General features: G+C 58.3%; 15 protein-coding genes. 8 read left to right on the top strand and 7 right to left on the bottom strand.

Annotation, left to right across the window (positions count from 1 at the left end):
- Positions 1-94: 94 nt before the first annotated feature.
- Together NDI89_RS19965 and NDI89_RS19970 are read right to left on the bottom strand one after the other, a co-directional pair.
- Positions 95-919: an SDR family oxidoreductase gene (locus NDI89_RS19965; protein ID WP_277524219.1), complete on the bottom strand. Its 825-nt coding sequence runs from the start codon at positions 917-919 to the stop codon at positions 95-97.
- 270 nt (positions 920-1,189) lie between these two features.
- Complete coding sequence (locus tag NDI89_RS19970; RefSeq protein ID WP_277524221.1) at positions 1,190-1,972, bottom strand: IclR family transcriptional regulator; 783 nt, start codon at positions 1,970-1,972, stop codon at positions 1,190-1,192.
- A 582-nt stretch (positions 1,973-2,554) separates the two neighbouring features.
- On the opposite strand from NDI89_RS19970, the gene NDI89_RS19975 reads away from it, so the two are divergent.
- The gene (locus tag NDI89_RS19975; RefSeq protein ID WP_277524224.1) at positions 2,555-3,787 is read left to right on the top strand and encodes an MFS transporter; all 1,233 of its coding nucleotides are present in this window, start codon (positions 2,555-2,557) and stop codon (positions 3,785-3,787) included.
- Positions 3,788-3,945: 158 nt separating this feature from the next.
- Here NDI89_RS19975 and NDI89_RS19980 read toward each other — a convergent pair whose 3' ends face one another.
- Complete coding sequence (locus tag NDI89_RS19980) at positions 3,946-4,455, bottom strand: universal stress protein (protein WP_277524225.1); 510 nt, start codon at positions 4,453-4,455, stop codon at positions 3,946-3,948.
- A 192-nt stretch (positions 4,456-4,647) separates the two neighbouring features.
- On the opposite strand from NDI89_RS19980, the gene NDI89_RS19985 reads away from it, so the two are divergent.
- Positions 4,648-5,607, top strand: a complete 960-nt coding sequence (locus tag NDI89_RS19985) for a mannonate dehydratase (protein WP_277524227.1) — start codon at positions 4,648-4,650, stop codon at positions 5,605-5,607.
- Positions 5,608-5,819: 212 nt separating this feature from the next.
- Here the strand turns inward: NDI89_RS19985 and NDI89_RS19990 are convergent, their stop codons facing one another.
- The 4 genes from NDI89_RS19990 to uxaC all read right to left on the bottom strand — a co-directional run bounded on the left by NDI89_RS19990 (position 5,820) and on the right by uxaC (position 10,799).
- On the bottom strand, positions 5,820-6,671 hold the full coding sequence (locus tag NDI89_RS19990; RefSeq protein ID WP_277524229.1) for a bile acid:sodium symporter family protein: 852 nt from the start codon (positions 6,669-6,671) through the stop codon (positions 5,820-5,822).
- A gap of 261 nt (positions 6,672-6,932) precedes the next feature.
- A complete protein-coding gene (locus NDI89_RS19995) occupies positions 6,933-8,717 on the bottom strand; it encodes a glycoside hydrolase family 2 protein (RefSeq protein WP_277524231.1) in 1,785 nt (594 codons plus the stop codon).
- Between the two features lie 156 nt (positions 8,718-8,873).
- A complete protein-coding gene (locus NDI89_RS20000) occupies positions 8,874-9,158 on the bottom strand; it encodes a hypothetical protein (RefSeq protein ID WP_277524233.1) in 285 nt (94 codons plus the stop codon).
- A gap of 276 nt (positions 9,159-9,434) precedes the next feature.
- A complete protein-coding gene (gene uxaC, locus NDI89_RS20005) occupies positions 9,435-10,799 on the bottom strand; it encodes a glucuronate isomerase (RefSeq protein ID WP_277524235.1) in 1,365 nt (454 codons plus the stop codon).
- A 1,246-nt stretch (positions 10,800-12,045) separates the two neighbouring features.
- Here uxaC and NDI89_RS20010 point away from each other — a divergent pair.
- The 6 genes from NDI89_RS20010 to NDI89_RS20035 all read left to right on the top strand — a co-directional run bounded on the left by NDI89_RS20010 (position 12,046) and on the right by NDI89_RS20035 (position 18,758).
- The gene (locus NDI89_RS20010) at positions 12,046-12,810 is read left to right on the top strand and encodes an IclR family transcriptional regulator (RefSeq protein ID WP_277524238.1); all 765 of its coding nucleotides are present in this window, start codon (positions 12,046-12,048) and stop codon (positions 12,808-12,810) included.
- Between the two features lie 202 nt (positions 12,811-13,012).
- Positions 13,013-14,464, top strand: a complete 1,452-nt coding sequence (xacF, locus tag NDI89_RS20015; RefSeq protein WP_277524240.1) for a 2,5-dioxovalerate dehydrogenase — start codon at positions 13,013-13,015, stop codon at positions 14,462-14,464.
- 143 nt (positions 14,465-14,607) lie between these two features.
- Entirely contained in the window at positions 14,608-15,546 is a 939-nt protein-coding gene (locus NDI89_RS20020) for a dihydrodipicolinate synthase family protein (RefSeq protein ID WP_277524242.1), read from the top strand.
- 109 nt (positions 15,547-15,655) lie between these two features.
- Positions 15,656-16,735, top strand: coding sequence for a mannonate dehydratase (locus NDI89_RS20025; RefSeq protein WP_277524244.1), 1,080 nt, complete (start codon positions 15,656-15,658; stop codon positions 16,733-16,735).
- A gap of 47 nt (positions 16,736-16,782) precedes the next feature.
- Positions 16,783-17,640: an NAD-dependent epimerase/dehydratase family protein gene (locus NDI89_RS20030; RefSeq protein WP_277524246.1), complete on the top strand. Its 858-nt coding sequence runs from the start codon at positions 16,783-16,785 to the stop codon at positions 17,638-17,640.
- A 53-nt stretch (positions 17,641-17,693) separates the two neighbouring features.
- Entirely contained in the window at positions 17,694-18,758 is a 1,065-nt protein-coding gene (locus NDI89_RS20035; RefSeq protein ID WP_277524248.1) for a lactonase family protein, read from the top strand.
- Positions 18,759-18,825: the final 67 nt, after the last annotated feature.

An 18,825-nucleotide genomic window follows, 5' to 3' on the forward strand; every position in this document is an offset into this window, starting at 1 on the left:
AGATCTACTCGAGACGGACGGTGAGGACCTGACCCGGGCACCACGATATCATCGCACCGTCACAACTCTATATAATGCCGATATTATTTCCAATCTAAACACCACTAAATGCGGAAAACCCTCCGTCAACGGGAATGATTGTTCCATTGACGAATTCCGCTCCTGGAGAGATCAACCAAAGGACAGTCGTGGACAAGTCCTCCGGATTCCCAAATCGATCCTGCGGGGTGTGATCGATAATCGCCTGCCCTCGGTCTGTGTACTCACCCGTCTCCTCGTCGATCAGTAGATATCGGTTCTGATTCGTAAGGAAGAACCCCGGTGCGATCGCGTTGACGCGAATGTCCGGCGAGTACTCCTGAGCCATGTGTACGGCTAACCATTCCGTGAAGTTCGATACGGCTGCCTTCGCCCCGGAATATCCCGGTATCTTCGTCAGGGGGGTGAAAGCGTTCATTGAGGATACGTTCAGGATGACGCCTTCCCCCTGTTCGACCATATGCTTCCCGAACGCTTGCGACGCGAGCACTGTCCCGGTGAAATTCACGTTCATGACGTTTTCGAGGCCCTCTTTCGGGAGATCAAAGAAGGACATCTCGGGACCCGTCGTCGCGTCGGAACTGTTGCCGCCTGCCGCATTGATTAGGACGTCGATCCGACCATACTCGTCAATGACTGTTTCGGCGGCGACTTCTAACTCCGCCGGGTCGAGAACTGACGCTGAGATCGTCGTGTGTTCGATGTCGAGCTCCGCGAGTTCGTCGCTGGTTTTCTGGAGCCCCTCCTCGCTCCGCGCCAAGATTACGACTTTGCCGCCGTTCTCGCCGATTGCTTTCGCCATCTCCGTGCCGAGGACACCGGATCCGCCCGTCAACACGCACACTTTCCCGTCAATGTCGAATTCATTGGGTACACTCATTGTAATCTCCGTGGGCCAGTTGTTCGCACACAGCGGCATGAATCTTTTCGTACCACCGTCGCGATTATCGTAGGAGGCCAGATTGATCGGTAGCGAGAAGACTGTCCTCCGGCTAACTGTGAGCGGCTCTACTGCTATCGAGCGATCAGCACTAACGGCGGATCCTTGATAGCCGTCCGATACCACCACGTAACTGTTCAATATTGTTGGACCCCGTTCTCGCCCTACGAGCTATTTACAAAAGTACGTCTGTAAAAGACTGCACGGTGATCAGTAGTGCCTAGATTGGAGCTCGATCACGTTAGCAACGTTCCGCAATTCGGGTAGTAGTTCTTCTTCAACGCGTTCCGTGCTGAAGCGGTGTTTCGGACCTGCTATCGAGATTGCGGAGTTTCCCGAATCGGACCCGTTGCTGTCGATGGGGACGGCTATAGACTTGATCCCACTGACTCGCTCCTCATCTTCGATCGAATATCCCTGCGTGCGGATCTCGGCGGCTTCTTTGAGGAGTTCGTCGAGATCGGTGATGGTGTTCTCCGTCGCCGCGGGAAGTCCGTGCCGGTCGACGACATCTCGAATTTCTTCGTCGGTTCGTTGTGCTAAGAGAACTTTTCCGACGGCGGTCCAGTGCATCTCGGTGAACTCGCCGGTCGGGGCGTTGTCCGAGACGCCTTCGACGGGTTCGGTCCGGTAGACAAGTACCCGCATTCCGTCTTCCACGTAACCGATGGTCCCGACTTCGCCCGTCGTCCGTGAGAGAGCGTCCACTTCCGATCGCGCCGCTTGGTAGATACTTCGATTGTGACGAACCAATCCGCCGAGTTCAAGAAACCGCATACTGAGTCGGTACTGGCCGTTTTCCTTGATCACGTATCCGAGTTCCTCGAGCGTCTTCAGGTAAACGTGAGCGGTGCTCTTTGGAATGTCGAGATCGGCCGCTAGTTCGGAGACACCGCACTGTTCTAGCTCCTGCATTCGTTCAATCATAGTGAACGCGTTTTCGACCGCGTTGATTCGGTTACCTGTGCCGGAGCCGTCTTTGTCCTTAGCCATGAGGATTAATCCGTGATACTGATAGTTAACAATATTCTATTATTGTTGGCATATATCGTCCAACAATATTGAACAGACAGGAGCTCGCGAGGGTGGAGCAGCTGTAGAGGTCGACGCTTGATGGACAGCGACCAATACGTCCGGTCGCCGTAGTTTAGTGTATTTACCCATAATATCTAATAAGAAATTTTGTCCGAGATAATATGGGGATTTAGCGCGTTATCACGGTCTACAGCATGCTTGTCGAGTAGACAATCAATAGGTCGATCAGTAGAAAATTCATGATCAAATCTTACATTCAAACACACATGAACGCTTCCGAGGTCTTTCCGTGGATTTATTAATGATGAGGGATGAACGAGAAGTCGTACCATGAAAACAGATGGCGGTGTGTCGAGACACCGGCATATCCAACCAGACGAACAGTCGGATCCAACTACTCTCATAGCCCGTGGCTCACGAGAGAGGGAGCTCGTTAGCGAAGCATCGACTAGACGGGATGATCATGGCGCGACGGACAATACATATCATCTCGATAGTCAATCACGAAATCAGTTTGAGGGTCAACCGAGGTAACCAACGATGTCTACTGAAGATTCATACTCGTTCAATTATCCGCAGCTCATCACGCTTCTGCTCATTCCGGTGATGGCAGCATTCTCGGGGGCACTGATCAACCCGACCATCCCGGCGATTCAATCCACGTTCTCGCATATACCGAATTCGGAGACGCTCGCGCAGATGGTCAGTACCATGTCGGCGCCGATCGTAGTGATCGTCGCGCCGATCGTTGGTTACCTGCTGGATCGCTACAAGCGAAAGCCAGTGCTGATCGCCTCGATACTGATCTACGGGTTCGGGACCAGCATTGCGTTCTTTCTGGACTCGATATACTTGATCCTCCTTACGAGGGTTTTCGACGGGATCGCGGTAGCGACGCTCATGGTGACCGTCCCGACGCTTATCTCGGATTACTACTCCGGGAACCGCCGCGAGTCCGTCATGGGCTGGTACGGAGCGATCCAAGCGGGCGGCGGCGCGGTCGCCGCGCTTATCGGAGGTGCGATCGCCTCCGTCAATTGGCGATTCATCTTCCCGATCTACGCGCTGGCGCTTCTGTTGCTCCCACCGGTCATCCGGTATCTACCCGAACCGAACGTGACGAAAACCGTCAACGACGACGAGATCGGACGGCTCGAGGCAGCGGTCAATATCGCGCGCGATTCGCCCGTGCTGATTCTACTCTTCGTTTACTTCCTGGTCACCTTCGGCATGCTGACGATGAATCTCATTCAAATCGAGGTCCCGTACTACCTGCGAGAGTCGGTCGGAGTCAGCAGTGGGATGACCGGCGTTGCGCTATCGGCTGCTATGGTCGCCATGGTCGTCTCCGGATCCATGTACGGACGAATCCGGAAGAAGCTACAGCACGCGACGATCCTGATGGTTGCGTTCGGGATCGCGGCGGTCGGCTACGCGATCATCAGCTTGACGAACATCTTCGCGATCGTTCTCATCGGTATCCTTGTCGCGTCCGGCGGGATTGGGTTTCTCCTGCCGACGGTCAACGATTGGGTGGCCGCGATCGTTAAGGAGGAGTACCGTGGACGTGCGCTCAGTGGCGTCACGACAATGATGTACCTCGGCTTCGCGATTTCACCGTTCGTTCCCACCCCTCTGATCGACACGTTCGGCCGAAGTACGACGCTGCTCATCTGGGCCGGGTTCCTACTCGTCGTCACAGTCGGACTCGGTGGGCTCTGGCTGTCCGACTGGGACTCGGACCCGCCGGCTACTGCTTCCAAGGCCGACTGACTGGCGCGATCCGATCGTCTTTTGCCTACTCAATTACTGGGGTACCGGACCCTTCGTCATCGTTACGAATACGCCAGACAGGTTCTGCGTAACTGAAAAAGGCTCAGATCGGCCGTCTCTGCTGTGGAGTACTTGTCGACAACTACGTGTGACGCGAGTCAGTTGTTGCGGACGAACGTGACTGGGACAGGCGAATCGATCAGCACGGCCTGAGCAACGCTACCAAAGATTACCTTGTCAGCTGGAGAACGGTGCCGCCCGCTAACGACCAAGCGATCAGCGTCAACATCGTCTGCTAGTGCGACGATTCCGTCACCAGGTTCGCCTACTGCACCTCGGACCTCGTGATCAATGTCGGCGTCAGCTAGCCTGTCGACAACCGTTTGGACCGTCTCTTGCTTTGCCACGACATCGTCGACGTCGTACTCATCGAGGGGATACTCGCCGAGGAGATCGGCGTACTCGTCGTCCGACAGGACGTATGAGGCCGACGGCCCCGCGAGCGGTACCGAACTCGTCGAGAGCTCCTCGTGGTCTTCGGGGATGACGTGAGCGACGACGACTGTCGCGTCCACTGGTTTTGCGACCTCGAGGACTACGTCAATTATTCGTTCGGCGCGGCGGTCGTCCTCGTCGTTGACGGCTAACAAGACTGTCTCGATTGCCATAGAGGGTCCTACCCTTCCCGGAACTAAAAGGGTGTACGTATCTGCAAACGATACCGGTGTTAGTCGATTTCGGCTCTGCATTGCCTACAGAAGTGCAGGGCCGACCGTGGCTGGAGAACGATGCTAGATCCGGCACTCGCTACAGAACTGAGGGAAGGAAAGGTATATACTGAACGGAGGCCACCATCCGGTATGGTTCGTCCAGCGTTAGTTATCCCGCCGGAGCCCGACGAACGGTGGGAACTGGCAAAGCAGATGGGTGTCAAAGACGCAGTCATTCATCCCCTAGAGATCGGCGACGACAAGACCAATTGGACGTTCGACGAGCTTCGAGGTCTCCAGAACTGGCTCGAAGCAGACGGCCTCGAGTTTTCCGTTATCGAGGGGAGCGTCCCACTAACCGACCGGATCCGTCTGGGATTAGACGGCCGCGACGAGGATATCCAGGAGTTCAAACAGTTCGTACGAGATTGCGGCGAACTCGGCATCTCGACGATCTGCTACGATTGGATGGGCGGTGTCCGGTGGGCTCGTACTGAGGCGCACAACGAGGCACGGGGTGGTTCGTTGGTGACCGGCTACGACAACGCGAAGATGCAGGGCGGTCCGACCGTCCCTGCCTCCGAACGATCTCGAGAAGACATCTTCGCGGCGCTGGCCTACTTCCTCGAGGAAGTCGTCCCTGTCGCCGAGCGAGCGGGCGTCAAACTCGGACTACATCCGGACGATCCGCCGAGGGAGTCCGTTCGTGGCGTCCCCAGAATCGCCAACAGCGTCGAGAACTATGAGCGGATCCTGAACGTCGTCGACAGCGAACACAACGGCGTGACCTTCTGTCAGGGCAACTTCGCAGCGATGGGTACCGATGTCCCTGCTGCGATTCGCCGGTTCGGTGAGAAGATCAACTTCGTTCATTTCCGCGACGTCGAGGGAGACGCCGACAAATTCGTCGAGACCTGGCATGATAACGGTCCGACTGACATGCATGCGGCGATGGCAGCCTATCAGGACGCGGTCGACGACGATGTTGTGATGCGGCCTGACCACGTTCCGACGATGGCCGGCGAGGACAACTCCAACCCCGGCTATCACACGAAGGGGCGATTGTTCGCGATCGGCTACATGCGTGGCTTGCTCGAGTCGGTCGAATAATCGGGACGGAACTTCTTCCGAGTGATTACGAGATTCCTCCATGTGTCGTGACGCCCGTGAGAACGATAGCGCGGGCGCTTTGCCGGTGAAGCCAGATCGTACCGTCTGCCTCTGTTCCCTCGAACGACAGAGACCGCGGTCACGGGGACGTATCGCGAGGGTTGTTCGGTAGCTACCGTCGGCTGGTCCCCACCGCTTCTCGAACGCAAATATCAGGGATCGGCTGTACGCCCTCTCCACGCAGCGGCAAGCAGCCCGGATCCGAGGACACTGATGAACGAAAACGCGAGTACTACCGTCAGAACGTCCGGATCGCGAAAACTTGTTGTCGCGATGAACAGCGCGATCGCGGCGTTTCGCGCCGCGGTCGTAGTCGCTAAAACCTCTCGTCTGTTCTGCATCGGCCCTCCGAAAGCATATCCGAGCAGTAGCGAAGCGCCGACGACCGAGACTGAGACGAACAGCGTGCCCGTACCGAGAAGCGAAACGATTCGATCGAAATAGACGACGGACAGCAGAACGAGCAGAATACCGAAGGAGTGGTTTGAGAGCCGCTGTATTGGCGGGTACAAACGATCGGCGAGCGTGGCGTACCGAGAGGTGAGACAGATTCCGATGAGTAGCGGGAGGACCTGTATACCGAACACCATCTGACCTATCGCGAATGGATCTACGGAAACGGAGCCGGGCAGCAAGAGCAGTAAGCTAACGGGGATCGTCGCCGCGGATGCGAGCCCGAGAACCACCACGAGACCGCTTGCGAATGCGATATCGCTGCGGGATATTTCGGCGAGTTTCGGACCGAACGGTGCGCCGGGCGCGACGGCTATCAGTATAATCCCGACCTCGTATCCCCGGCTGATCGTTAACATGCGAACGAACAGATAAGCGGCGAGTGGGATGGCGAGAACGTTCACCAACAGTGATTTAGCCACGAGTCGGCGCTTCCTGAACGGTTCCAGTAACTGGGTAATGGATAATTCCAACCCCATAGAGAGCATCGTCGAGAGCACGAACACGGTCGTCGCCGTCTCAACGATTACGGCGTTCGATATACCTAGCATACATAGCTTCCCATTGATCGCCCGTTACGTCGAGTATCGTATTTAGACTTGTGCTGCGTAGCGACGACCGCGTGTCACTGACTGCGGTGGGACAACTTCGCTTTTCGCTATCACAGCGAACCGTTTGTGACCGGCTACGAACGCGGGAGTCGTGACTCCGGCGACGACTGAGCCGTCAAAAAAGAATCGAAGTTCCCCGAAATGCGCGTTCAATACTTAAATACGGTATGTCCCGAGACTCGTAAGGGAGGTTCGAGCGCGTTAGAACTTCTCGGACTCGTAGAACTTCCGGAGGACGTGGAACGCCTGTTTCTTGCGGCCGTGCTGGTCGACGACGCCCTTCCGGTTGTACCCGCGCTGGTACTCGTTCTGGCGCATCGGTGCGCGGAAGTCGAAGAGAATCCACGGCGACATGCCGGCGATCTGGTCGTTGGTGCTGGCACCTTCGATCTGACCCCGGTAGATCTCGGCCTGAAACTCCTCGGTCCAGCGGTCCTCTTCGTTCCCGTGGTTACCCCACTTCGCGCCGCCGCCCGTCTCCGAGATGACGATCGGCGTCCCGTCGGTGTCTTCCTGGAGGTCCTCGAGATCGTCCGCATTGCCGTAGTACCACCCATAGTACTCGTTGACGCCGACCACGTCCAGATGTTCCTCGAGGGGGTCCTGCAGGACGATTCCGTCGTCGGTTTCGTCGACGAAACACGCGGCGGTGACGAGTCGCGTGTCGTCGAGTTCGCGGACGTAGTCGGCCATCTCGGGGAGCACCTCGTTCCGGGTGTCGTCGTTGTGGTCGGTTTCGTTTGCGATCGACCACAGTGCGACGGACGCGCGGTTCCAGTCGCGCTGGATCAGCTCGCGGAGCTGCTGGCGGTACAACTCCTGGACGTCTTCGTCGCCGAAGTTGACGTCCCAGTAGGCCGGTACCTCCTCCCAGAGGAGGATTCCCTCTTCGTCGGCCGTTCGGGCCATCTCTTCGGTGTGGGGGTAATGGGCGAGCCGCGCAAAGTTACAGCCTAGCTCGTTGATCCACTGGAAGCGCGTCTGCACGTCTTCGGTATCGAGCGCTCGCCCTTTGCCGACGGCTTCCTCGTGGAGTGCGATCCCGCGGAGCCACACCTTCTCGCCGTTGACCAGCACGTCACTCCCCTGCACTTCGATCTCACGAAGCCCGACGCGGTCAGCGACGGCGTCCTCGCCGTAGGTGAGTGCGATATCGTACAGCTGCGGACTCTCGGGGCTCCACAGCGTCACGTCGTCCTGGTCGACCGTGAACTCGGCGCTGAGGCGGCCGTCGCCATCGGAGGCGAGCGGTTCGCTGACGCCGAGTTCCGGGAGCACGACCGAGCCGTCGGCGCCCGTCTCGGGCCCGTCGAGCCAGGCGTCGATCCGCACATTGACGGCGTCGTCAGTCAGTGAGGTTTCGACCTTGAAGTTCCGGAGGTGTGACTCGGGGACCGACACGAGATCGACCGATCGATTGATCCCGCCGAAATTGTACCAGTCGGTGCTCTCGTTCGGAATCCCATCTTCGTAGCGGCTGTTGTCCGTCCGGACGACGATCACGTTCTCACCGTCCTGGAGTTCGTTGGTGATCTCGAAGCTGAACGGCGTGTACCCGCCTTCGTGGTCGCCGAGTCGCTCCCCGTTGAGCCAGACTTCGGCCTTGTAGTTGATCGCACCGAAGCGCAGGAACGTGCGGTCGTCCTCGTCGAACTCGTCTCTGTCGAACGTCCGTGCGAACCACACCCACCCCTCGAAGTGGCGGAACTCCGGGATCTCCTCGCCCCAGCTCGCGGGCAGGTCGACCGCGTACCCGTCGTAGATATTGAAGTCGGTGATGTCGTCGCTGCCCGACGCGCTCGGCTCGTAGATCGACTCAAAGCTCAGCGCCGGTTGCCCGTCGTCGTCAGGGAGCGCCGCGGATTCGCCATCATCGTCTTCGACGAAGTCGTCGAAGTAGTCCCGAAACATTTCGTACTGGTCGGGAATCGCCTGCCAAGTGCCGTCGAGCGAGTAGCTGTCTCGCGGATATTCTAACAGTTGCATCACTGCTGGTATTCAGTGACACGGCATAAAAACATACTGAATTACTCCGTCGAGTATCGACACGCAGTGATTTGCATCGGGCTGCGGTCGACGGCCCCGTGATGTAGCCGGACTACTCGACGATAGCTGGCGAGGACAGCACTAACCCCGGCGACGTCAGAGTTCTTCGGACTCGTAGAACTCCCGGAGGACGTGAAACGCCTGTTTCTTGCGGCCGTGCTGGTCGACGACGCCCTTCCGGTTGTACCAGCGCTGATACTCGTTCTGGCGTAGCGGCGCGCGGAAATCGAAGAGGGTCCACGGCGACATGCCGGCGATCTGTTCAATCTCGCTGATGGCTTCGGTCTGGTTGCGGTAGATCTCGGCTTGGAACTCCTCGGTCCAGCGGTGTATCGATCTCGCTCTCGTCGAGGTGCTCGTTAAGGTTGAGCAGCTGTCCACGGCGGATGAACGGAATCGACCACCCGACGTCCATCAGCAGGATGTCTGGTTCACTGCGGCCCGCGTTGAGCCACTGCCGGTATTGACTCTCGAGTTGGCCCGGCGTCGCGGTGTTGATTTCGATGTTGATGTTCACTCTATTTATCCATTTTCATCATCTATCTACTCAGACGGACCACGCGATATCCCACAAAACACGGCTACGTACAGGACTGACAAACGATCAGAACGAACGCGAGAGAGAAAGAGAGAACCGAGCAGCGGGACTCGAGACGACTAGAACCCGTATAGGGAACGCGGGCGATCGTACGCCAGCTGCGTCGCAAGCTGCTTCGCATGGTCCATCGGCATCTGGCGTCGGTCGACCATCTCGCCGAGTACGTTCGCGAGCACGCGCCGAAACATCTCGAACCGGGAGCCGTACGAGATCAGTTTCCGCGAGTCGCTGACCATCCCCGCGTGGTTCGCGAGCAGGTCGACCGACCCCATCTGGCGCAGCTGCTCGTCCATGCCGTAAGGACTGTCGTTGAACCACCAAGCCGGACCGATGCTCACGTTAGGAAACGCGCGCGACAGCGTTGTTATCGTTGGGTAGTGCGTCGGATCGACGGTGTAGAGGACGATTTCCATGTCGCCGTCGAACTCGTTGAGGAAGTACCGCAAGTTGTCGGCGAGTTCGATCGATTGCGTGGAGACGTCACCGCCAGCGTCAGCGCCGACCGTCTCGTATAGTTCCTCACGGTAATCCCGGACCGCGCCGATGTGAAGCTGTGTGACCCAGTCCTTCTCGCGGTTGAGCTGTCCGATCTTTTCGAGCAGGAACGCCTGGAAGTCGACGATCTCCGATCGTGAGAGGTTCTCCCCAGCGAGTGCCTCGGCGTAAATCTCTCCGGCCCGCTCTTCGCTGACCGGGCGCGTCACGATCTCTTCGAGACTCAGGTCGCACGCTCGGCAGCCGTGCTCGGCAAAGTAGTCGTGGGTGTCCGCAAGAGCGGTAAGGTAACCCGAAAGACTGGACGTGTCGGTGCCGGTCGCCGCTTCGAGTTCGTCGACGAACTCGGTCCAGGACGATTGATCGATCTTCAGCGCCCGGTCGACCCGCCACGTCGGTCGCGTCTCGATGCCGTCGACAGCGTCCTCAGCCGTCTCGTGATCGGCAAGACTCGATGTCGGATCGTCGGTCGTACAGAGAACTTCGACGTCGAGGTCGGCCAATAGCGCCTGCGGCTTCATGGACTGATCCGAGAGCTGGTCCTTGGTCTCCTCCCAGATTTTCTCGCCCGTCTCAGCGGAGAGTGGTTTCTCGATACCGAACCGACGCCGGAGGTCCAGCTGGATCCATTCATAGGTGGGGTTTCCTGCGAGTTCCGGGAACACTTCGGCGAGCGCCATCCACTTTTCTTTGTTCGAGGCGTCACCCGTTATCTTGCGTTCCGGTACTCCTCGCTTTCGCATCATCGACCAGACGTAGTGGTCTGTCGCCCCTTCGACCTCCCAGATATCGTCCCATCCGTCGTTCGCCACGATCTCGGAGAGGTCGGCGTGACTGTGCGGATCGACGATCGGCAGGGACTCTATCTCCGTGTACAGATCTTTAGCTGCTTCAGACTCGAGCAGATACTCTTCGACTTCGAATGCCATATCTGAGACTGCCGCGCTCCCCGAACAAAAAAATACTGACTGTGGTCGAGTCGCTGCTCACGTCGGTGCTCAATGGATTGCAAGCAGTTCCCACGCCGAGAACGATTTCGTCGAAAACGAATGATCAGTACTCACTCGAGTGGTGCGATTTCAGCGGTCTCGTTTCTGTGACCTGGGTCGACTGTAACTGCTCCGACCTCGTCTGCGGCGCTCAGTGATCAGCGTACGTAAACTCGATCGCCACTGATTGCGAGCGGGCCGGTGCGGAGTCGATCGATATCGCAGAGTACTTTCGGAGCAACCGTATCTTACAGCGTTACGACCGATGGTCGGTTCCGCGTCCGCGACGTGGAGATGCGTTCGACGATTCTTCTCGGTACGGGATATCCGGCTCTATAGCTGGTTCGCTACGGGCGGTTAGCTGACCAAGCTACCTGCCGTTCTGAGACGAGCGTATAACGCTATCGCTGGTCGCGCGTTCTTCGCTAGCGAATTACTCGCTTCACGCCCCAATAACCGGAGAAATAGCGGTGTACAGGGAACCGAATAGATTCGTCCGACTGAAACTTCTCGAAAAACTGTTCGTTGAGGCCGTTTTCACGGACGGACCGCACTCCGGCGTCGGCTGTGTCAATTTTAGGCCGGCAAAAACCCTTATTTATGAGAACTCACGGCCCGTAGACGCTGATTCGATAGAATCGAACGAGATGGCGCAGTCCAGACTGCCGCAGGACCGTTCGATCGGCACTCGAATAGTAACGAAAGAATGAACGTCCGTTACAATATTTTGCGTGTAATATGTGATCCCGGAGTGATTCGATAGGTGAGTCGGCCATCTGATTACAGTGGTACAACTGTAAACTGTTGCGGTCATCCGGAAGCACGTCTTTTGCGATCGAGGCACCTACTCGAGTCGGTCACATCGCACCGCCAGTGGTGGCCGAACTCCGCTAGAACCTCCTCTTACGGTCCATGCATACGGATTCGATCACCTCGAACAGTCGATTATAACGAGGAATCCGCGAAGGGTACCGCCGGGAAAAATACGAGCGGCGACCGAGGGCGACGACCGATGAAGTCGGCTCATTTTGCGGGGCTACACTCGTTGGAATCCAGCGCCGTGACGTCGCTCCTTGACTGCCGATGATCTACCAGTACTGCCCTTCAAGTAACTCCAGAGGGACTCCAGCGCACGATTCGACTGTAGAGAACAAGCGTTAAAAGCGCTGGTGGCGTTAGCCCGTCTATGGCTACGAACACTCCACGACAAATCGAGGCGGTCCAGAAGACCTGTCGTATACTCGAGTTCCTTCGAGACCGCGGTGGTGCCGGCGTCACCGAGATCGCCGAGGAACTCGACATTTCGAAAAGCGTCGTCCACGCGCACCTCGCCACGCTCAACGACGAAAACCTCGTCGTCAAGGACGGCCACACGTACTCTCTGGGTCTCAAGTTTCTCGATATCGCAGAAACTGTCAAGAACAGAGTGGCAAAACACGAGATCGTTCGGGATCAGGTCCGCGCACTGGCGGAAGACACCGGTGAGGTCGTCCACTTCGGCGCCGAAGAGAACGGACGCATCGTCTACGTTGCCAAATCCAAGGGAGAAGCTGCGGTAGAGACCGCATCGAAGGTCGGGAAGCGGATGCCGATGCACTCGACCTCACTCGGAAAGGCCATCTTGGCCGAGTTTCCGGAGGATTCGATCGACCGGATCGTCGAGCAACACGGGCTTCCGAAGCAGACGGAACGCACTATAACCGACGAGAGGCGCCTCCACGAGGAGTTAGACACGACCCGAAAACGCGAGTACTCTATCGACGACGAAGAGAACATCCCCGGTGTCCGCTGTATCGGTATTTCCGTTTCCGCCCCTGAAGTGGGTGTGTTAGGAGCTCTGAGCATCTCAGGGCCGTCACAACGGATGACGGACGAGCGCATCGAGAACGAACTGCACGAGGCTATTGCGCAGTCGGCGAACGTCATCGAAGTGAACTCGCGATACCAGTGACGTGCATAGCGCAATACGCCTCGATTTAGATCTCACGTCGCTAATCGGCCGCATCTCGAATCTAGTCCGAGACTCGATATCCGTGCGTATTCGTCATACGACTGCTTTCGAAGCGTTCGAAGTGTGAACTTTTGAATGTGATCTACTGCGACGACCGCTTCATCAAAACCTTTGTATGGGGTAGCAGCGATAACCAATTTGGATGGCAACAGTCTACAAGAACTATGTGAACGGTGAGTGGATCGCCTCCGAATCGGGCGAAACGTTTGACGTCCTGAACCCGGCAGATCCGTCGTCGATCGTCGGTCGGTTCCAGGCCTCGACGGCTGGCGACGTCGAAGCCGCAATCGACGCCGCAACCGATGCCCAGAAAACGTGGGCCGACACGCCCGGGCCAGAGCGCGGAGACGTTCTCAAGCGCACCGGCGAACTGCTCGAAGCCCGCAAGAAATCGGCGACTGAGGCGCTCGTGCGCGAGGAGGGAAAGACGCGCTCCGAGGCCGCCGGAGAAGTCCAGCGTGCGATCGACATCTTCGCCTACTACGCGCAGAAAGCCCTCGACCTCGGCGGGATCAGCAAGTCGCCGAGCGGGCAGAACAAGGATCTGTACACCAAGCGCGAACCGCTCGGGACCGTCGGCCTGATCACGCCCTGGAACTACCCAGTAGCGATTCCTGCGTGGAAGCTCGCCCCGGCGCTGGCTGCGGGGAACACGGTCGTTGTCAAGCCGGCGTCCGCCGCACCGGGAATGACGCAAATCCTGTTTGAGTGTCTCGACGAGGCGGGGCTCCCGGATGGGGTCGCGAACATGGTGACCGGATCTGGCAGTAATGTCGGGACGCCGCTCGCTGAGCACGAAGATATCGACGGCGTATCGTTTACCGGAAGCACCGCTGTCGGGACGAGCGTCGCCGAGACCGCTGCAGAGGATCTCAAGCGTGTCCAGTGCGAGATGGGCGGCAAGAACCCGACCGTCGTAATGCCGAGCGCCGCCGTCGACGAGGCCGTGGAGATTCTGGGCGTCGGGGCATTCGGCACGACGGGCCAGTCGTGTACGGCGGCGTCCCGTGCGATCGTCCACGAGGACATCTACGACGAATTCGTCGACGCGATGGTCGAGTACGCGAACGACGTCAAGATCGGGCCGGGGCTCGACGACCCGGATATGGGACCGCACGTCTCGAAGAGCGAACTCGAGTCGACGCTCGAATACGTTGAACTCGGGCAGGACGAGGGAGCGACGCTCGAAACTGGGGGAGAACGCCCCTCTGGAGCGGAGTACAGCGACGGGTACTACGTCGAGCCGGCGGTGTTCTCAGATGTCGACAACGAAATGCAAATCGCTCAAGAGGAGATCTTCGGGCCGGTCCTCTCGGTCATCGAGGCGAGTGACTTCGAGGAGGCTCTGCGGCTGGCAAACGACGTAGACTACGGACTCTCGGCAAGCATCGTCACGCAGGATCTCACTGAGGCCAACGAGTTCGTCGACCGCATCGAGGCCGGCGTCGCGAAGGTCAACGAGAAGACGACCGGGCTAGAGCTCCACGTCCCCTTCGGCGGGTACAAGAACTCGTCGACGAACACGTATCGAGAACAGGGCGATGCCGGGCTCGACTTCTTCACATCGACGAAGACGGTGTACCGGAACTACTGACTGCGTCGCTACCTGACTTCGTTCGCAGCCGCGGAGGAACTGCAGTAGTGTCGTCCCCCCAATCGATGTCCGATCCCAACGAGAGTGGCGTCGGTGATCCGCCATCGATAGGTTTATTGCTCACGGCTATATTCTGAGATGTGATGTCATTGCCAGCAGCGCAGGTCAAACAGCAGTTGCGAGGTGTTGCTGTCGGACTGCTCACGCCCTTTGACGAAGCTTTAGAGATCGATCACTGGAAGATCGAAGAAAACGCAGAGTCGCTCTACGACGCGGGAATGCGTACCTTTCTGGCGGCCGCGAACATCAGCGAGTATCACTCCCTGTCGCAGAAAGAGCGCATCGAGAGCGTCGAATCGGTTGTCGAAGCGCTTCCGTCGGACGCGTGCGTCCTCGCCGGCGTCGGCGGGAGCACGTCCGACGCTCTGGAACTGATCGAGGCGTACGATCGAATCGGCGTCGACGCGATGATGATCATGCCGCCGGATCACACCTACCTCCACGAGCGGGGATTGCTGGAGTACTATCGAAATCTGTCGGCGGGGACCGATATCCCACTCGTCCCATACGTACGCGGGTTTGATCCCTCGGTAGAGTACCTCGCCGACCTCACCAGAGTCGATGGCGTCGAAGGAATCAAGTACGCTCTGAAAGACTCGGTGAAACTCGGTGAAGCTATCCGGGCCGGCGACGACGACGTCGTCTGGGTTAATGGGCTCGCGGAACCGTACGCGGTAGCCTACTGGGCGGAAGGCGTCGAAGGGTTCACAGCCGGCGTCAGCAACTTTCGACCCGAAGTCGGCCAGGAACTGTTCCGGGCGCTATCCGAGCAAGACTGGGAACGCGCACGCGCCCTCAGGGACATCTGTCTCCCGTACCAGCGGTTCAGGGATGAAACCGGACGGGACAACACACTCGCCGGAGCGGTCAGCGTCCCAGCTGTCAAGAAGGGTCTCGAACTTGCCGGACTCCACGGCGGCGACGTGAGAGAACCAATTTGCTCGCTTACGCCGGACGAAGCCGCCCGGGCCGAGGAGATATACGACGAGCTAGACGACAGCATCGACCGAATCATCGGGTAATGTGCCGGCGATGTGATCGGCCATTGCACCAGTAACCCGAGTGATTTCCGCGGCAGAACCGTCGAACGATTTCAAAGCACCTAAGCAAGAACCAGGTAAAATCGATACCATGCAAACAGAACGACCAGACAGAGAAATAGACGAACTACCGCTCCGAACTGGCCTTCGAACTCGGACCCTATCGGACGACCGGCTCGCGTTCTGTCGCCAGATCGGCGTACGAGACATATTCCTCGATCACCGGTCCCCCCGAGGCGACGTGTTCGAAGACGAGGGCAGCCAGGACGACGAGACGATCACGATCGACGATGGCGTCGTTCCAAGCGTGTCAGATCTCGTCCAGGCGCGCCGGCGTGTAGAAGACGCCGACCTCCGATTGATGGGGATCCAGTCGCTGAGCTACAACGTCTACGGGAAGATCATGCTCGACAAGGAGGGCAAAGAGAGCCAGCTAGATACGATCAAGCAGCTGATCCGAAACCTCGGTCGAGCGGACATCCCGATCCTCGGCTACCAGTGGAACCCACGCGGCGTCGTCCCGATGCGGACGTCCCAGACCGTGCGTCTGCGCGGCGGGGCGCGAGGGCGCGAGTTCGATGTCGACGACCTCGACGAGCCGTACGAGCCTGTCGACGAGTTAGAGCGAGAGTACACCGAGGAAGAACTATGGGACAACTATGAGCAGTTCCTCCAGGAGGTGCTCCCCGTAGCCGAGGAGGCCGGCGTGCGGTTGGCGCTCCATCCGGCGGATCCTCCGACGGTAGAGCAACTCGGTGGGATCCCCCGCCTGTTCCGTAACTTCGAGGCGTTCCAGCGGGCGATGGAGATCGTTCCGAGCGACAACCACGGTCTCAAACTTTGCCTGGGCTGCTTCTCGGAAATGCCGGACGCTGATGTTGGGGAAGTGATCGCACACTTCGGCGAGAACGACGACATCGTGTTCGTCCACTTCCGCGACGTTGTGGGGACCTGGCCGCGATTCACCGAGACGTTCCTGGACGACGACCGGAGCAACTTCGAGCCGGGAGCGGCGATTGAACTGCTCCGCGAGGTCGGGTTCGACGGCGTCATGGTCCCAGATCACGTCCCCGAAGTCGTCGGAGACACGGAGTGGGGCCATCGGTCGCGCGCCCACGCGATCGCCTACCTGAACGGCATCCTGTCGTGTTCGGATGACGAGGGGCAGTGAGTCACCACATCGCAGATTTATCCTCAATGTCTCCTAATCACGATAGCATGAACGTTCTCGTGACCGGGCCCTACGGCAGGTGTGGGACCGCAATCATCGATCACCTTGATGACGAGCCGAGATACGAGTTCACCTACCTGAACCGGTCTGACCGCCCATCTGAGCATCGTTACGGTCGCTTCGACACGTACGTTGCCGACATCTCGGAGTACGATGCGATTCGGCCGGCGTTCGACGACCAGGATGCTGTCGTGCACCTCGCAGCGTACCCTTACACAGACGGCGAGTGGCAGGACGTCCTCGAACCAAACATTGTCGGGATGTACAACGCGCTCGAAGCTGCCCGCTCCGCTGAGGTAGACACGTTCGTGTTCGCATCGACGAACCATGTGATGGGGCTGTACGAGGAGGAGCACGCGCCGGAACTATACGATCCCGACTACGATCTGTGTCTCGAACCGACCGATCCGGTTCGACCGGACTCGTGCTACGGGGCGACGAAATCGTTCGGCGAAGATCTCGGCCGGTACTACGTGGAACGGTACGAGTATCCCCGGCAGTTTTACGCGCTACGAATCTGTTCGGTCCTCCCCCACGGAATCGACCACCCGTACGGTCGGGCCGAGCGTCGTGCCGAGAACGGGGAAATCAAGCGCGACAGCGACGTCTACGAGCGTTCGGTTGCGCGGACGAAAGCAACGTGGCATTCCCGTCGCGATTTCGCCCAACTGGTCGAGTGCTGCCTCGACGATCAGACGGTTACGTTTGACATTTTCAATGGCGTCAGCGACAACGACCGCCGCTGGTTCTCCATCCGGAACGCGCGGGAACGGCTCGGCTACGAACCAATCGATAACGGAGACACGTGGGACGAACCCCCGTCCGAACCTGACGACCTCACATGAGGCAGCCAACAGATCCCCAGAATCGACAGTAGACGTTCAGTGGACACACAACCATGACACGCGAGAATTACATAGCGGCCGTTGGAACGTACAGCGCGGCGACCGACGAGAGTATATTCACCGTAGCGGTCGATCCCGACACTGGATCGATGAAGCAACTTGACGCGGTGGCTGCTGGCCCCGATCCGACGTTTGTGGCGTTTCACCCATCGAGAGACTACCTCTACGCGGCTGTTCGCGAAGAGAAAGAGGGACTCATCCGGTCCTACGAGGTCGACCGTGACACAGGGGAACTGACGGAGCGAAACAGCGCCTCGAGTGGGGCTGCGGGACCTTGCTACTGTTCCGTCGACGGTACAGGCCAGTTCCTCCTGGTTGCCCATTACACCGGCGGGGCGATCTCAATGCTTCCCCTCGATTCCGACGGCGAGATCGGCTCGCCCTGCGAGGTGATCGAACATCATGGCTCGAGTATCGACTCGGATCGCCAGACGGCACCCCATCCTCACTCGATCACGCTGGGTCCCGAGAATCGGTTCGCGTACGTTCCCGATCTCGGAACCGATCAGATCCACGTCTACGCGGTAGATCACGACAGGGGTTCACTCTCTCGTGCCGGTGTCGTCAACTGTCCTCCCGGTTCGGGACCGCGACATCTCTCATTCTCCACTGACAGTGATCAGGTATATGTGATCAACGAGCTTGACTCGACCGTGACCGTCTTCGATCGGCAATCGGACGGACTGTTGACTGAACGATCGACCGTTTCTACCTTACCATCGGATTTCGGCGGGGACAACAAGACAGCGGAAATCGCCACCCATCCGATTGGAGATTACGTATACGGTTCGAATCGTGGGCAGGATACGATTGTCACATTCGCCGTTGACGATGAGACGATCACTAGAGTAGATCAAACGCCGACCTGCGGCGAGTGGCCCCGCCACTTTGCGATTGCTCCTGATGGGGAATTTCTGTTCGTTGAAAACCGTTACACAAACGACATTATTGCGTTCGATGTCGATACTGCGACTGGAAAGCTCTCTCCGGCAAATGAATCACTATCAATCACGGAACCGGTATGTATGCAGTGGATGCCAGATAGACACCGAAATTAGCCGAATTCCCAGAATTCCGATAGGGGCATCGTCTAGTTAGCGCAGTTTGAGAAGTGAGCAGGTGGCA

This window comes from Natrinema salsiterrestre, assembly GCF_029502005.1.
Taxonomy (GTDB): domain Archaea; phylum Halobacteriota; class Halobacteria; order Halobacteriales; family Natrialbaceae; genus Natrinema; species Natrinema salsiterrestre.

Bases quoted from the DNA above. Each gene is read 5' to 3' on its own strand.
- NDI89_RS20030 (WP_277524246.1), top strand. From the start codon at position 16,783: ATGAACGTTCTCGTGACCGGGCCCTACGGCAGGTGTGGGACCGCAATC.
- NDI89_RS20010 (WP_277524238.1), top strand. From the start codon at position 12,046: ATGGCTACGAACACTCCACGACAAATCGAGGCGGTCCAGAAGACCTGT.
- NDI89_RS19965 (WP_277524219.1), bottom strand. From the start codon at position 919: ATGAGTGTACCCAATGAATTCGACATTGACGGGAAAGTGTGCGTGTTG.
- xacF (WP_277524240.1), top strand. From the start codon at position 13,013: ATGGCAACAGTCTACAAGAACTATGTGAACGGTGAGTGGATCGCCTCC.
- NDI89_RS19985 (WP_277524227.1), top strand. From the start codon at position 4,648: ATGGTTCGTCCAGCGTTAGTTATCCCGCCGGAGCCCGACGAACGGTGG.
- NDI89_RS19975 (WP_277524224.1), top strand. From the start codon at position 2,555: ATGTCTACTGAAGATTCATACTCGTTCAATTATCCGCAGCTCATCACG.
- NDI89_RS20035 (WP_277524248.1), top strand. From the start codon at position 17,694: ATGACACGCGAGAATTACATAGCGGCCGTTGGAACGTACAGCGCGGCG.
- NDI89_RS19970 (WP_277524221.1), bottom strand. From the start codon at position 1,972: ATGGCTAAGGACAAAGACGGCTCCGGCACAGGTAACCGAATCAACGCG.
- NDI89_RS19990 (WP_277524229.1), bottom strand. From the start codon at position 6,671: ATGCTAGGTATATCGAACGCCGTAATCGTTGAGACGGCGACGACCGTG.
- NDI89_RS20020 (WP_277524242.1), top strand. From the start codon at position 14,608: ATGTCATTGCCAGCAGCGCAGGTCAAACAGCAGTTGCGAGGTGTTGCT.
- NDI89_RS19980 (WP_277524225.1), bottom strand. From the start codon at position 4,455: ATGGCAATCGAGACAGTCTTGTTAGCCGTCAACGACGAGGACGACCGC.
- NDI89_RS19995 (WP_277524231.1), bottom strand. From the start codon at position 8,717: ATGCAACTGTTAGAATATCCGCGAGACAGCTACTCGCTCGACGGCACT.
- uxaC (WP_277524235.1), bottom strand. From the start codon at position 10,799: ATGGCATTCGAAGTCGAAGAGTATCTGCTCGAGTCTGAAGCAGCTAAA.
- NDI89_RS20025 (WP_277524244.1), top strand. From the start codon at position 15,656: ATGCAAACAGAACGACCAGACAGAGAAATAGACGAACTACCGCTCCGA.